Source organism: endosymbiont of Galathealinum brachiosum (genome assembly GCA_003349885.1).
Taxonomy (GTDB): domain Bacteria; phylum Pseudomonadota; class Gammaproteobacteria; order SZUA-229; family SZUA-229; genus SZUA-229.
In genome coordinates, this window is sequence record QFXC01000007.1 from 600,940 (window position 1) to 617,614 (window position 16,675).

12 protein-coding genes are annotated in these 16,675 nt (G+C 38.0%); 3 read left to right on the top strand and 9 right to left on the bottom strand.

Annotated elements, in window-relative coordinates:
* Positions 1 to 136: 136 nt before the first annotated feature.
* Positions 137 to 2,908 (top strand): valine--tRNA ligase, encoded by a 2,772-nt coding sequence (locus tag DIZ80_05370; GenBank protein ID RDH84896.1) that lies wholly within the window; start codon positions 137 to 139, stop codon positions 2,906 to 2,908.
* 64 nt (positions 2,909 to 2,972) lie between these two features.
* Positions 2,973 to 3,527 (top strand): hypothetical protein, encoded by a 555-nt coding sequence (locus DIZ80_05375; GenBank protein RDH84897.1) that lies wholly within the window; start codon positions 2,973 to 2,975, stop codon positions 3,525 to 3,527.
* A gap of 94 nt (positions 3,528 to 3,621) precedes the next feature.
* Here DIZ80_05375 and DIZ80_05380 read toward each other — a convergent pair whose 3' ends face one another.
* The 4 genes from DIZ80_05380 to DIZ80_05395 form a co-directional block, all read right to left on the bottom strand.
* A complete protein-coding gene (locus tag DIZ80_05380) occupies positions 3,622 to 6,318 on the bottom strand; it encodes a hypothetical protein (GenBank protein RDH84898.1) in 2,697 nt (898 codons plus the stop codon).
* Positions 6,308 to 7,054, bottom strand: a complete 747-nt coding sequence (locus DIZ80_05385; GenBank protein ID RDH84899.1) for a hypothetical protein — start codon at positions 7,052 to 7,054, stop codon at positions 6,308 to 6,310. The genes DIZ80_05380 and DIZ80_05385 overlap by 11 nt, the downstream gene beginning before the upstream one ends.
* Positions 7,055 to 7,080: 26 nt before the next feature.
* Complete coding sequence (locus tag DIZ80_05390) at positions 7,081 to 8,313, bottom strand: MFS transporter (GenBank protein ID RDH84900.1); 1,233 nt, start codon at positions 8,311 to 8,313, stop codon at positions 7,081 to 7,083.
* A gap of 73 nt (positions 8,314 to 8,386) precedes the next feature.
* Positions 8,387 to 9,574, bottom strand: coding sequence for a hypothetical protein (locus DIZ80_05395; protein RDH84901.1), 1,188 nt, complete (start codon positions 9,572 to 9,574; stop codon positions 8,387 to 8,389).
* A gap of 500 nt (positions 9,575 to 10,074) precedes the next feature.
* Between DIZ80_05395 and DIZ80_05400 the strand changes: the two genes are divergently transcribed.
* A complete protein-coding gene (locus tag DIZ80_05400) occupies positions 10,075 to 10,698 on the top strand; it encodes a hypothetical protein (protein RDH84902.1) in 624 nt (207 codons plus the stop codon).
* Between the two features lie 121 nt (positions 10,699 to 10,819).
* On the opposite strand, the gene DIZ80_05405 is transcribed toward DIZ80_05400, so the two are convergent.
* From DIZ80_05405 to DIZ80_05425, 5 genes are all read right to left on the bottom strand, one after another.
* Positions 10,820 to 12,415, bottom strand: a complete 1,596-nt coding sequence (locus tag DIZ80_05405; protein RDH84903.1) for a peptide chain release factor 3 — start codon at positions 12,413 to 12,415, stop codon at positions 10,820 to 10,822.
* Positions 12,416 to 12,599: 184 nt separating this feature from the next.
* On the bottom strand, positions 12,600 to 13,898 hold the full coding sequence (locus DIZ80_05410) for an aromatic hydrocarbon degradation protein (protein RDH84904.1): 1,299 nt from the start codon (positions 13,896 to 13,898) through the stop codon (positions 12,600 to 12,602).
* Between the two features lie 148 nt (positions 13,899 to 14,046).
* Positions 14,047 to 15,147, bottom strand: coding sequence for a hypothetical protein (locus tag DIZ80_05415; protein RDH84905.1), 1,101 nt, complete (start codon positions 15,145 to 15,147; stop codon positions 14,047 to 14,049).
* Positions 15,147 to 15,587, bottom strand: a complete 441-nt coding sequence (gene rimI, locus DIZ80_05420) for a ribosomal-protein-alanine N-acetyltransferase (GenBank protein ID RDH85046.1) — start codon at positions 15,585 to 15,587, stop codon at positions 15,147 to 15,149. Before rimI ends, DIZ80_05415 begins: the two co-directional genes overlap by 1 nt.
* A 209-nt stretch (positions 15,588 to 15,796) precedes the next feature.
* The gene (locus DIZ80_05425) at positions 15,797 to 16,621 is read right to left on the bottom strand and encodes a hypothetical protein (protein RDH84906.1); all 825 of its coding nucleotides are present in this window, start codon (positions 16,619 to 16,621) and stop codon (positions 15,797 to 15,799) included.
* Between the last annotated feature and the right edge of the window lie 54 nt (positions 16,622 to 16,675).

Here is a 16,675-nt window from a genome sequence, read left to right on the forward strand (position 1 = left end):
ATCTAGTCTCCAGTGCCTTCTAATAATAAAATTAGATATCTGTAACTATTCAACCATCTGATTAATGAAAAACTCGGGATAATCCCCGACTTAGGCTATAATTCCGCTTCTTTTTACAAGTAAAACCAAGATATCCATGGAAACAACTTACAATCCGCAATCTATAGAGCAAAACTGGTATAAAACCTGGGAAGAAAAGGGTTATTTCACCCCTCAGACCAAGGCTGATGCAGATAATTACTGCATTATGATTCCACCGCCTAATGTCACCGGCACATTACATATGGGTCATGCTTTTCAGGACACCATAATGGATGCCCTGACACGTTATCACCGTATGAAAGGTGATAATACGTTATGGCAGCCCGGCACCGATCACGCAGGTATTGCTACTCAAATGGTTGTAGAGCGTCAGCTTGCTGCAGATGATCAGTCTCGTCATGATTTAGGACGAGATAAATTTATTGAAAAAGTATGGGACTGGAAAGAACAATCAGGCGGTGCGATTACTCAACAGTTGCGTCGTATGGGTGGCTCCCTTGACTGGGAGCATGAACGTTTCACCATGGATGACGGCATGTCTGAAGCCGTGCACAAAGTATTTATTCAATTATATGATGAAGGCCTGATTTATCGTGGCAAACGTCTTGTTAACTGGGATCCTGTTCTACACACAGCGTTATCTGATCTGGAAGTACTCTCAGAAGAAGAGTCAGGACACTTATGGCACATGCGTTATCCGCTCACCGATGGCTCAGGTCATCTGGTTGTGGCAACAACACGACCTGAAACCATGCTGGGCGATTCAGCAGTTGCGGTACATCCGGAAGATGAGCGTTTTAAACATTTAATTGGTAGCACTATCACCTTGCCTTTAGTAGGCCGTGAAATTCCAATTATTGGTGATGATTATGTTGATATGGAATTTGGTAGTGGCTGCGTAAAAATCACTCCTGCTCATGATTTCAATGACTACGAAATGGGTCAGCGCCACGCCCTTCCTATGCATAATATTTTCACTGTTGATGCATGCATAAATGATGAGTGCCCAGAAAAATATCAGGGATTAGAACGTTACAAAGCTCGTAAGATGATTATCACTGATCTGGAAGCACTCGGTCTTCTGGAAAAAATTGATGACCATAAATTAATGGTACCTCGAGGTGACCGTTCAGGCTCAGTTGTTGAACCTTATTTAACAGATCAGTGGTATGTAAAAATTGCACCGCTTGCTGAACCAGCTATTGATGCTGTTAAGAATGGTGACATTAAGTTTGTACCTGAAAACTGGAACAAAACTTACTACGAGTGGATGAACAACATTCAGGACTGGTGTATCTCACGTCAAATCTGGTGGGGCCACCGTATTCCAGCATGGTATGACGATAACGGTAAAGTTTATGTTGCAGACTCTGAAGCAGAAGTACGTACAAAATATAAACTGGCAGATGATGTAAATTTAAAACAGGATGACGATGTTCTCGATACCTGGTTCTCATCTGCGCTCTGGCCCTTCTCTACTTTAGGCTGGCCTGAAAACACAGACCGTTTAAAACAGTTTTACCCTACAAGCGTTTTAGTAACCGGTTTTGATATTATTTTCTTCTGGGTTGCGCGCATGATTATGTTCGGCCTGAAGTTTCAGGGTGAAGTGCCTTTTAAAGAAATTTACATTCACGGATTAGTACGTGATGCAGACGGGCAGAAGATGTCCAAGTCAAAAGGTAATGTTCTTGACCCCATTGATATTATTGATGGTATAGATTTAGAGTCACTGGTAACCAAACGCACCAGTGGTTTAATGCAGCCAAAAATGGCGAAGAAAATTGAAAAAGCAACACGCAAACAGTTCCCGGACGGTATCCCTTCTTTAGGTACAGATGCGTTGCGTTTTACTTTTGCTTCGCAGGCAACAACCGGACGCGATGTTGTATTATCAACCGACCGTATTTCGGGCAACAGAAACTTCTGTAATAAAATATGGAATGCCACCCGTTATGTATTAATGAATACGGAAGGTCAGGATAATGGAGTTGAGAATACAGATTGTGAATATTCACTAGCTGATCGCTGGATTCGCTCGCGCTTACAGGCAGTTGAAGATAATGTACATCGCCATTTTAACACCTACCGTTTTGATCTGGCCGCACAGGATCTATACGCATTTGTATGGGAAGACTACTGTGACTGGTATCTGGAATTATCTAAACCAGTATTATTAAAAGATCATTTCAGTGAAGCAGAAAAACGAGGAACACGTCAAACATTAGTAACCGTACTGGAAACGATTCTACGTTTAAACCATCCAGTTATGCCGTTTATCACGGAAGAGTTATGGCAAAAAGTGGCTCCTTTGGCTGGCATTAATGCTGATACAATTATGAATCAGGCTTACCCTGAATCATCAGAAGCATTAGTCGATAAACAGGCTGAGGAAGAACTGGAATGGGTAAAACACTTCATTATGGGTATACGCAGTATTCGCTCAGAGAGTGATATTGCACCGGGTAAACCTTTACCCGTCATATTACAGAATGCGAGTGAAGCAGACACTAAACGCTTTTACGATAATGAAGCATTTGTAATGACTCTGGCTAAACTTGAATCTGTTCAATTTATAAGCGAAGATGAGTCTGCACCTGAGTCGTCTATCGCTCTTGTGGGTGAGATGAAAATTCTTATACCATTAGCTGGATTAATCGATAAAGATGCAGAGCTTGCCCGACTCAATAAAGAGATTGGCAAGCTTGAAGCTAACTGCGAAAAAAGCAATGCCAAACTGGGTAATCCCGGTTTTGTAGATAAAGCACCTGAAGCAGTTGTTAATAAAGAAAAAGAACGTGTAGCGGAAATGGAATCTGCGATAACAAAATTAAAAGAACAGCTGGCAAAAATCTCAGCACTTTAAATCTCCCCTCTTTTATTAAAGGGGAGGATTAAAGAAAATATAAAACTTTAAAAGAGAATCAGCTATGGCTTTCGCACCAGAGAAACAGCAACAGATTGCAAATTTTCACGCACCACTTATTGTGAATGTAGTTAATTCACTTAGTGACACATCATTACGCCCCGGGCTAGAGCAGGTGCTAAAAGCATCAGCTGAAAATGGCTGGGAAAATCTTGTAGGTGCTATTCGTAAAGTACTAAAAGGTCAACGTGACAGTAGCATATTAAAAGGCCTCGATGAAGAAGACCAGATTATCATAGATGCTATTTTAAAAGGCATTCAGAACCCTGCCACTATGCCTGATCCAAATCAGGAAGCAGATCCTTCCATGGCAGCACCCATGCTTGCACAATTAATCAGTGGTGCCAGCAAAGGTGATACAAATGCATTAAGCATGTTAGGTCAAATGGCAGAACAAATGTCGACAACACAGGGTGACCTTGCCCGATTCAGCACACTAATAAAACCGTTAGTCGATGGTGAAAGAGATATAGACAAACTTTGCGATAAGATAGGACCCACTGGTGAATCTTTGATAAAGGCTATTCTTGAAGAATTAAGTAAATTAGATTTACACTAAATAAGAATCTGTAGGAGTTAGCTTGTGCTGACTCCTGTATAAAAAATAATTACACCCATATTTTTTATAGATACACCTTCTAATTCCCCTGACCTTAACTGTCCAGCAATTTATTAATTTTATGTTCAAAATTTCGCTTAAATTTCAATATATGGCTTATTTGAATATCATCGCGTTCAATCACATTAAAAATTCTTAAGGGTACGTCTATATCAGTCACATAAACTGGCAGCCTCCCCTCACCTGTCATTCTGGCTGACATATATTGAACGCACTCTATTAAAGCATTCTGTTTAAAATCACCATAAGTGAATCGTCGACCATCACACACCAGACTCAGCTGATCACCATCCACGTGACCATTAATACTAACCTGTATATCTATATAATTTTTCGATCCGGATACCGCATCAGCACCTATAGCATAAAACTCTATGCCTCCTAACTGATTAATACTAATCTGGTTAATTTCCAGGCCAGGCAATTCTCGTTCCTGATAATTAATTTTTTTCAATCTATTCGAGATGTTTCTAAAAAAATACAACCAGTGAGTAATATAACTTTCACGATTGTATATTGTTGAAACATCAGCCCATAACGAGCCGTTCTCATCAACAACCCAGGTATAAAAAGCTCTGTTGATTAATTGAAAAAACACTTGCAGAACATGCGGTTTATTATTTTGATAAATTTCTCTCAATGGATAATCTGTATATGCCAGTCGTTCCAGAGCTGTATCATGAAATGAGCTGGAAGCTGCCTCCAGGTATCCCATTAATGCTTTTTTCTTACCTATTCTGACAGGCTTTAAAAGAGAGTCTTCGACTTTGACTACATGATACTCCGAACCCATTCTTAATATAAATCGACCCATTTCATTTCTAGTATTATAAAAAAATGACTGCATTTCATCATAGACCTGTTCTACGCGTTGAGCCATATAAGTGCTATCACCTGCCCCATGACCAAAAACACTTAGTTTTTGTGGTTTAGATAATTCATCTAACGGTGCATGATGTGTCCATTCACATAAACAGTTTAATATGCCTGTATTTCCTGAATACTGTTTTGTGTAAACATCGCCCCAGCTATTTATGATTAGCTGCTCACAATGTGTCACCAGGTTTTCTGACAGATTACCAAAACTCAGAGGATCGTCTGTCGCAGTAACACGAATATTTTCATTTTTATTAAGCGCCATAAAATTAACAAATAGAAGAGACTGTAATGGCCTTACAGGATTTTCGAAAGCGACAGCTGGAATATTTGATATGAGATCTGGTTTTAATTGCTGTATTAAAACCTCTAAAACATAGTAGGCTTCAATTTGCTTAACTTGCTGACCGGGGCTTTCAATTGACACCTGTGTCGAGTGATTCACAACTCGATTCAACCAGCACCAGGCCAATAAACCAAGTAAACTATTAAACCCTCCTATTGTTTTTTCATTACCTTCAGATACTTCTAAAACCAGACTCCAGCGACCAGAGCCCTGCGTTATCTCCTGCTTAAGATGAATTCGATCTAAAATAATATCTGTTGTATTTTTATTATTATACAGTGGAACACTGTCATCTCCATCAGATAAGAACGCCATCATATTGCTAGCAACTGACGCTAAAATTTTATCCTGCTCAGAAACACTGTTCTCTGCGTTATACTGCTTTACTATATTTGAAAATATCTGGCGCACTTCATGTGATATCGCTTTAAAAAAATTAAGGTATGAAATAATATTTTCAAGCCCGGTCGAAGCTGATTCATAGACATAATCATCCGCCAGAAAGGCATCAACTAGTTTATGATTGAGTTGACCTGGCATATTTCTTAAACGCGAAAAAAGTCTCACTGGAGATAATATATGCTCGGTCTCCGGGTAATGAGACATTGCCTCATGCATCATCTTAGCCATTATATCAACAGGGTTTCGTTCAACCTTACCCGTATAAATAAAATATTTTAACCGATGAGATATTCCATCAAGCACTGGCCATGATGTGTTTTTCTGATCTATTATTAACAATTCAGCAAGACATGTTTCAGGTGACTGTTTTATTTTTTGAACCAGATCAATAGCTTTTTTTATGACATCACTACGAGCCAACTCTGCCACACCACCCAGATCAATGAACTCTTCAACATCAACAAAACGTGCTTGTTTAATATGCTCAACAAAAGCTGTATATTCTTTTTCTTTTTCTGGCGGAACCAACCACCAGACTGGATATTTACCTGCCAATAAAATCATTTCACTATAAAATCTATCAAGATATAATGACTTGTTTTCATCATTTATATTTTCTATCTTATTACTGACAAAGTCATCCACTGATAGACAGTTGAAATCTATACATTCTCCTCTAGCTGAAAACCATTGAGATAATTTATTTATTTTTTCTTTTAATAATGTTAACTGCTTTATATTTAATGATGATCTATAAAATATCCAGCAACTATTTTTTTTATCTATTAACTTTTGATGAAAACATACAGATTCAATAGCATAGTTATTAATAACTCCTTCTTGTTGATAACGAAATTTATTATTCAATAATTTCGCATCGACAATAGAATTCTTATCTGGTTTATATGAAAAAACTCCAGCAGGTGCGTCCGGATCAGCATAACCGGGTAAAAGCTTATTATTTAATTGTAAAAATAGAGGGATTAGCTGGATATATTTATATATATCACCACCAACAATCTCAGGAAGCTGCTTATATCTGGATGAATTCCATCGTAAATATGCTTGCCTGGCATCTGCAACCTGTATTGTATTTTTAATTTTCATCAGGTAAATATCGACCTAATCTTTCTTTAAAAACTTCTGGGACAATAGGCTTAGTCAGATAATCATTTGCTCCTGCTGATAAACATTTTTTAACATCTGAAACATCAGAACTTGCCGTTAACATAACAACGGTTGTTTTTCGCCAGCTCACCTTACTCCTGATTTGTTCAACCAGCTGAATACCACTTTTATTAGGCAAACCGATATCCATTAATACTAATCTGGCAGGTAATATCTTATTTAGTAAATTATGCGCTTTAATTCCATCATCAAATTCTATTATTTCAATGCGACTATTTGATATAATTTTTTTAACCATCATTCGAATAACAGGATCATCTTCTATGAGTAATACAACTTTAGATATTACAAATTTAAAAAAATGTTTTAAAAATTCAGCTGAGTTAACTGGTTTTACAGAATAGCCTGATGCCCCACTATGCCTGGCTTTCTCAATTGCTGTTTTGTTCTCAGCACTACTCACCAACATCATAATATATGCATTTTTACCTGTTGTTGTTTTACTTATCTCACGACAAAACTCAAAACCGTTCGCATCCTCCAGTTCATGATCAATAATAATAAGTGTGATTTCCTGCTTAATATCGTCTGATTTAATAATTTCACGCGCCGAATTAGCTGAATTTGCTACTACAACAGAATCAAAACCTGATTCACTAAAAAATTGTTTTGTTTTAGTTTCAGAAGATTTATCTGAATCAACAATTAAAATCATAAACCTGATTCCTGCATAGACACATATTAACTATCTGGCGATTTCACTCGAGACAATATGACTGCACCAACAACAAAGAGCAATAAGACTGATAGTATCGAATACCGATGATTATCCGTTATTAAAGCAACGCCACCCATCATAACAGGACCTATAATTGCAGCAGACTTTCCTAACATATTATAGATACCAAAATATTCAGCTGTCTGCCCATCTGGAATCATCCTCGCAAAATATGAACGGCTCATGGCCTGAACACCTCCCTGTACAAGCCCTATTAATACAGCAAGCATATAGAAATCAGCAGCTGTGTTCATGTTATAACCCAGCCACGTTATAATGCCATATACCCCAATTCCTGCCATCAATGCATTTTTAACACCTACGCGATTACCAATATATCCATATAGTATAGCGGCAGGAAAACCAACAAACTGAGTTATTAATAGTGCCTGTATGAGGTCACCCGTTTCAAAACCTAGTGCCATACCATAATCAACAGCCATACGGATAATCGTATCTACTCCATCTATGTAGATCCAGTATGCTATTAAAAACAGACGAGTTTGCCTGTTGCTAAAAACTGTTTTAAACAACTGAATGGTTTGTGATGTTAAAGGTTTTGCTTCAGGTTTTTTTTGAGGGTACACATCCTGCGTCCATATAGCTAACGGCAAGCTAAATATCAGCCACCATAGCGCAACCAGGATAAAACATAACAACACTGCATCTACAGCATTGTCATAACCCAGCAACTCTGGCTGTTGACTAAATACAATACATATTGCTAAGGACAAGCCACCACCAAGATATCCCATGCCATATCCAAAGCCAGACACTTTATCAATCTGAGCTTCTGCGCACACTGGTACTAATAACGCGTCATAAAATATATTTGCCGACATAAACCCGACTGTTGCAATAACATAAAGAAGTAATGCCAGAATCCAGTCACCCTGCTGGCCTATATAAAACATACTGGTAGAAACAGCTCCTAGCACCATAAAGCCAATTAACAATGACTTTCTTAATCTGAATTTATCACCAACAATACCAAGAATGGGTGCTAGTATAACGACAATCAAACTTGCAGTCGCATTACCAATTCCTAACCAGAATGTATTTTCAGAATCACTTAGGTCTGATGCCCAGAATGATTTAAATACAACTGGAAAAAAACCAGCAATAACAACTGTTGCAAATACAGAATTTGCCCAGTCGTAAAGTGCCCAGCTAAGAATAGATTTATTTTTATACATTGATAACGTTAATTCCCTGAACCTTAAAAAGACTTACATTAAAACACACGGAATTAACTATACACAGCCAGTATTAACTAGTCGCGTTCATCATAGAATTCAGTTGATCAGCCATTTCACTCAGGTTATTACTTTTCTCCTGCAGCGTTTCCATTTGAGCCGTTGCAACCTGTGAAGTTGCCTGAATAACGGCGAGACTGTTATTTGCTAACTCAGCTGAATCTTCTGTATTTTGAGATGAGTTTTCCAGACCATTTGAAATTGCAGACACTTCTTTAAGATAACCCACAAGATCTGAATATGAAATTGTAACGCCTTCCATTAAACCATCTGAATTATCAGCCTGCTCAACACTCGTATTAATAACCTTGATTGCATCTTCTACATGTCTCAATAATATATTAATAATCTCATTTATCTTTTGTGCTGATGACTGTGTCTGGCTTGCTAATGATCGTACTTCATCAGCAACAACAGCAAAGCCACGACCTTGCTCACCAGCTCGAGCAGCTTCTATCGCTGCGTTTAATGCCAGTAAATTTGTTTGTTCTGCAACACCCGTGATTACATCGATAATACTGCCTATTGATTTACTATCCTCACCGAGTTTTTTAATAATTTCACCCGCTTCATTAACTGACTCTGCAAGCATCATTACCCCTGTAATTGCCTGAGTCATAACTTCTTTACCGCTTTCACCTTCTTTTTCTGACTTATTTGCGATGTCAAAAGTATTAACTGCAGCCTCCCTCGCCTGCGATATAGCTGACAACAGATTTTCTATAGTATTTTGTACCTGAGAAGTATTAGAGGTTTGTTGCTGCATTCCATCAACAATTATATTTGAAACTCGATTCATTTCCTGAGTATTTTCTGTTAACTGTACAACCAGATCATTAACTATTTTCTGTTGATGATTTAGCTGAGTCAGCTTTACATTAAAATCATTTACAAACACAACAATAGCTTTACTACTTAAAGGTGTAATTAATTCTGTTTCATCAATTTCCATATGTGTATATTTTTCTAAAATATTAGTTGCTTGAACAAACACACTATCCTTAGCACGACTAACTATAATGACTGTTAAAAAAGGTAATAAAACAGCTATGGATGCTATCAATGCAACTAACATTAACTGTGACACTGAAAGTTTAGTCGCAACAATATTCAACATAAAAATTATTAGTAATAAGCTAAAAACACCTATACCGGTAATAAAACTATTCATACTTAATAACTTTATTATCTTATTATTCATTTTTTATTAACCTGTTAAAAATTTATCTATAATTACAACACATCCTTTCTATCAACCTAACGTTCTCATCCTGGCTACATTTCAACACAAAAACATTCTAATGATCGCCCATCAAAATAGAAAATTAGTTTCCCTTTTTTAATACCTACCCTTGCAGGCACTATATTGCGAAACTTTTAATCTCTCGACATTCGCTAACTGTGACTTCAGAGAAACTATTATTTACACAATAATCCATAATATTTCACCTCATCTCAACGCTATGACACTTCTCTTAATAGGCACTGGTTTTACAGTGACAGCATGATCAATTGATATAAACCACTGATAATCTCATGCTAATCAACAATAGCAATAACACATTCATATTTCACATAAATGAGTATTTTAGAGCCAAAACTGCCAAATATTCACATCCCAGATGGCGTCATAACAAATAATTCTGTATAACTGTTAAATATAGTATATAAATAAGGTTTCTAAAGAAATTTACTGCAAAAATGAATAGAACTTTTTTAATTTTTCTAATGATAGGCACGGCAATGATGATTGCCGTTATTGGACAGCATGAGCCCACAGCTCAACTGGACACAATGCCCTGGGAAGTAGATAAGCTTAAGAATGGCTCATTACGCGTATTTGGCATAACACTCGGTAAGACCAGTATTCAGGATGCCAATCAGATATTTGCCAGTTTTGCAGAAACTCGACTTCAAATCACTACAGATTCTAACGATTATAAAACTTATCAATTAATCGCAAACTACAATGAATTAATCATTGGCGGGTTGATCACTAAAATAACCTTAACTTACCAGCTTAATCAGGACGAACTCGAAGAAATAGCTAATTCAGTTAAAAATATCTCGAATACTCAGAGAATTCAGTTTCACCCAATTGATAATAAAACTGAAATGCGCTATTTAAACACTGCAATTTCAACTATTACTTATATTCCCTCAGTCGATTATGGGCTAGACACCATACGCCAGAATTTTGGCATGGCAACTGAAGAAAAGCCGTTAGATGAAGATGCGCAACTCTGGATTTATCCCGAGATGGGACTGCATATTCACATATACAAGAATAAGCTCGATCGTTTTGTGTATGCGCCTCTAAAATAAACAATCATTTTAATGCACTCTGGTTCTACACAAAATGATACTGCAAAAAGATTAACTTACAGTTTTAACTGAACCATTAATTAATAACCCAACAAATTTTCCATTATTTATCACCAGTGTTTTATATCTCATACACACCGTGTTCACGAGTAGCCAGAAATTTAACTTCCGGATATCGCTCTTGCGTCATATCTAAATTTACACGTGTTGGAGCTATGTATACCAGATCACCTGCATGATCTAATGCCAAATTTGAAGCTGCTTTATCTTTGAATTTAGTCATGATTTTTTCATCTTCACAAACAACCCATCGTGCCGTCGTTACATTGACATGCTCAAAGGTACAATCAACGTTATATTCATGCTGCAGTCTGTGAGCAACCACATCAAACTGTAATATACCTACCGCACCGAGAATCAGGTCATTATTATTTAAAGGCCGATAAAGCTGAGTTGCACCTTCTTCACAAAGCTGTATTAAGCCTTTTTGCAATGCTTTCATTTTTAACGGATCACGTAATTGTGCACGACGAAATAATTCGGGGGCGAAATTTGGAATGCCTGCAAACTGCAAATCTTCACCATTTGTAAATGTATCACCTATTCGTATCGTGCCATGATTATGTATCCCTATTATATCCCCTGCATAGGCTACATCTGTATGACCTCGATCGGAGGCCATAAACGTCATCGCATCATTCAGCTTTATATCTTTTTGTATACGGACATGTTTCGTCTTCATACCTTTTTCAAACTTACCAGAACAGACACGCATAAAAGCAATACGGTCCCGATGCTGTGGATCCATATTAGCCTGAATTTTAAATACAAAACCGGTAAATTTCTCTTCAGTTGACTCGATAAATCGTGCACCTGCATCACGACCTCTTGGTTGTGGTGCAAACTCATCAAGTGAATCAAGTAACTCTTTTATACCAAAATTATTAATCGCAGACCCAAAAAACACCGGTGTTAATTTACCTTCACGATACGCACCCAGATCAAACTCGTGACTCGCGCCTTTAACCAGCTCAATCTCATCACGCAACTCTGCCGCAAGTTCTCCTAATTTTTCATCCAGCTCCGGGTTATCCAGACCCTGTATTGTCTCACCTTCCAGAATTTTACCGCCATGAGTAGCACTAAATAAATGAACACAATCATTGTATAAATGAAATACACCTTTAAAACCTTTCCCCATACCAATTGGCCAGGTCATCGGTGCGCATTTAATATCTAATATATTCTCTACATCATCAAGCAGATCAATCGGGTCACGCGCCTCTCGGTCCATTTTATTTACAAACGTCAATATAGGTGTATCTCTCAATCGACATACATCCATTAACTTAATCGTACGTTCCTCAACCCCTTTAGCCGCATCAATTACCATTAACGCTGAATCAACAGCAGTAAGGGTTCGATAGGTGTCTTCAGAGAAGTCAGCATGTCCAGGCGTATCTAACAGATTAATTATGCAATCATTATATGGAAACTGCATAACTGATGAAGTAACCGAAATACCCCTTTGTTTCTCAAGCTCCATCCAGTCAGATGTTGCATGACGCGCGGCCTTGCGACCTTTAACCGTACCCGCAGTCTGTATTGCACCACTAAATAGTAGTAATTTTTCGGTTAAAGTTGTTTTACCCGCATCTGGGTGAGAAACAATCGCAAAGGTACGACGGCGCTGCATTTGTTCGAGTAATTCAGACATAGACGGTGTCAGTTAAGGCTATAAATTAGGGAATGAGATTATACAATATTTGAGAGCATAAGAGAAAACGCTAAAATCGTTATGAAATCCGCACCGTACTAAAATACCTCTGGTCTTCATACTTCAGAAAAACATGAATATCGGGCTAACTGTTTTTACCCGATATCCATATCAAACAATCAACTTAGAACTGATATTTAATGCCTGCTGTTATTGCAATCTGGTCATTCGTTACAGTCAGATCTCCCAGACCAGTCGTTGTTGCTGAGACTGTCACATCCTGACTCGTGGCAAAAGTGAAAGCCATATCGAGTAATACATGTTTTGAGAATGTATAACCAAATCCGGCCGTAAAATGTTGCTCTGTAATTGCAGGAAACATTATGTGATTAAAGGTGTTCAATACATCACCATTTGTAGGTGCAGACGGTGCGGCAAAGACAGGCGTTGTATCTACACTATTTTCAATCGGATTTTTACCGTAGTTATAACCAAATCTGAGGGCCAGCCTGTCAATTATATACTCTACACCTAACGCATATACTGTTTGATTCTCCCAGCCAAAATCTTTGTAACCTTCAGCCTCTCCCCATTTAATGCTTTTAACATCAAAAGTGACAGACATCAGATCATTGCTATTCCAGTCAATACCGAAACCAATATGAGCTGGTTGTTCAAGATCATCAGAAAAATTAGGTAATGCCCCTGGCGTGCCGTAACCAAAAGCACTCGCAGCATTACTAATCTGATGGTCATACGTCATACCAATAGCCGACTCATAAACCAGACCCAGCGTTATGCCCGCATCCGGTATTTCATATGCAAAACCCAGATCATAACCCATACCAAAATCATATGACGACCCCTGACCAACCTGTTTGGTATTTGGTGTATTAAAAGCCCCGAACTGATCCGTATTTGACGTAGTAAATGCCAGATCCAGCGCACCATACTGCATCACCGGAGCAAAACCGATAGACCAGTTATCCTGCCCATAAGCAACAGGAACAGCAAACTTTAACAATAACAAATTTGAACGCATTCCATAAAGACCTACCTGACCTGTTGTAGGGTCTAGCATTGGCGCACTGTCACGCCAGTCGGTACCCATACCTGCCGAACCAAACATGCCAACCCCAATAACCCAGCCATCACCGAGTGTATGAGCAATCGCAACTTCAGGAATCATATTCTCTTTAGCATCACTGACTGCAGTCATGTCCTGAGGGCTTCCATTTTTTGTAACTTCAACATCCGGTGCAAAAAAAGTTCCTCCAAACATAACTTCCAGGCCTTCCTGTTTTGCCAGAATTGCAGGGTTTTTCAATGCTGATTCAGCTCCTGCAAAATGCGCAATCCCTGTGCCTCCCATAGCACGAGAAATGGCACCAAGACCAATAAGAGAGTCACCATTCGTTGCAACAACATTATTCGAAAAGACAGTTGTCACAACCGTACAAGCAGCTAATATTTTATTATTCATAAGTATTTACCAGAAATTTTATAAGGGATATAAATGCTACATCACAGCATTTACTCGAGTAATTCAATATCGAGTGTGAATTAACTCAGACTAACGTAGAAGCGTGATTATACAATAAACAGGACAATAAAAGAAAAGGAAATGCTTTTTACCATTTCGTATTGTAGGTAATTCTAGCCGCCCCCGGCTGCTGCATTGGGGAATTAAGCAATTGACAGGCCCCCACATCCAACTGCTCATACCATTGCCGATAATGTAATAACGGGGTTGGATTCATGATGCAGCTTTGCGCATTAAACGGGTGGGCATAGTGAAATAGTAAATGCCCTAATTCGTGGGTTACGGTTGCCGCTGTATAGTCAATTATCTGCTGTTCAGAATATGTTTCATCTTCACGCAACATAGCCAGAAGCTCATTATTATTCATCATTTGAAATGCACTAACAAAAACAAAACCACCTAATAACCCCAGTTTACTGTATGTTGTATTTCCTCCATTTATACCACCACGTAAACAGGTATGCACAGGCATCCCGTTTTCTTCAATACTAGCAACCAACTGATTAGTAATAATCACATCATAAGGTAATTTCCCATAACCCAGGGCATCCCAGTAAATCCATTGATTATATGAAGAACCATCTAAAACTGGCTTTCCATCATTTGCCAGTTGCTGCATCCAGAACTGATGTCGATGTATTAATGTTTTTGATAATTCAGCTGTTAACCCATCAAGGTTTTTAATTTCTTTTTTCTCTATTAAATAAGGGCCTGCATAATCAATTTGCGATTGCTCAGAACTGGCACTATTCTGTATTTGTAATGATATTGAATTCCTAATTTTATTAAATGAATCCAGCTCATTCTTTTTATCATCAATAAAAATTATTTTTTCTGACTGATTTTTTTTTGCTACATATGGCAAAACATCAAATAACGTCTGAACACTTAAATCAGCTTTACGCTCGAATTTAACTTCAGCAAATAAATGCTGCGACACCAACTCAGTTGTTCTATCGAGAATTTTATTTATCTGTGAGTCTGTCAATGATTTAAAACGGGGATTCTCCACATACACTGCTCGCAAAACTGTTGGCGATTGCAATTCAGGCAAGGGCATAACCTGCCAGTGTTCCGGCACTTCCTGATAATAAAAATAATTAGTTACACGCAACCAACCGAAATATGCCGCCATGACTAAAACTAAAGCCACTCCTGTATACAGCATTTTCTGTTGGGCAATTTTCATCAGGGCTCCTCATCCAGATTTAGCTCTTTAGCGTACACCAGAGCATCCTCCCTACCATCCTCAGAAGGGTAATAGTTTTTTCTTAAACCGATTCGATTAAAACCTTCCTGATCATATAATTTTTGAGCAATCAGATTAGACTCTCTCACTTCCAGAAATATGGAATTACCCTGCCTTTCTGCTGCTAATTGCATTAATTTATACAACATTCGCTTACCCAGTCCTTTACCCTGAGCATCAGGTGATACGCATAAATTTAAAATGTGCGCTTCATTTACGGCTACCGATACCAGGCCATATGCTAATAATTCATCATCCTCATAATAAACCCAGCAGTTATAACCTACTCGCATACAGTCATTAAATATACCCACAGTCCAGGGATGCGTATAAACCTTATTTTCTATTTCCATAATCGCAGGTATATCATCCGCCATCATTTCTCGAAAACCATTCACCAGATCTATTTCAGGGTTTACTGCCATATTTATTTATTTTTTGAATTTATAATTATATTATATTCTTAATTTATAGTATGAACACTCTGACTATAACCTCGCATTACCTGGTCAGAATAAAACATATGATTTTACAGATTCCAGCACACCTTCTATCATGGATATAAAATAGTCATACAAGATTGAACTGCTCAGTTATTAAGATGCTTACTTATTTGTAGCAGATCTGCCCACACTTTGCGCTTGTTTTCCGACGAATTAAACAGCTCTTGCGGATGATATGAAGCGTAGACAGGCACACCTAAATGCTTATGGTGACGTAAACGTAAATCAGTAAGTGACTTTTGACTCACCAATAACTGCTGACTCGCCAGCTCTCCTAAAATCATAATTACATCTGGCTGGACAAGCTTAATCTGAGCTGACAGATGATCATCACAGCAAATCATCTCAGATGTCTGAGGCACCCGCTGCTCAGGTGGACGACATTTAACTAAACTAGTGATGTAAATTGAAGACAGGGAGTAACCAATAGTTTGTAACATTGCCTGAAGCATTTTTTTATTTTCAATATTTAATAATGCATTTTCATCATTAATATCTTTCACCGGTGCATCTATAACAATAAACAGTTCCGCATTAACATTCCCTTGTCCTGTAATTGCCTGTTTGCGCACGGTATGTAATTCACACATTTCACATGCTTCTATTCTAGATGTAACCACACCCAGGCCGTTATTCGTTTTCTCAGAGGGTGGTTTTGTTTCGTTTATAACATGAGTTGAATCAACAGACCGGGGAGCTGAAACAGAATTAACATCTACCCGATTTAATGACTGGATGACTTCAGACTGCTCATCCTGTTTTATAACCGTTTCAGCTTGCGGGACAACAAGTGATGGATCAAACCAGGTTTGTATACCCATAGAATTAAGATACTGGCAACGTAAACTTTCCGATAACACACCTGTAACCGGAGAAGAGTTTTCTATGTTATCAACATTATCCACAAACATTAAAACCTGTATTTTTTATTCGTATTTTAAGAAAGCAGATCAATATAAATAAAA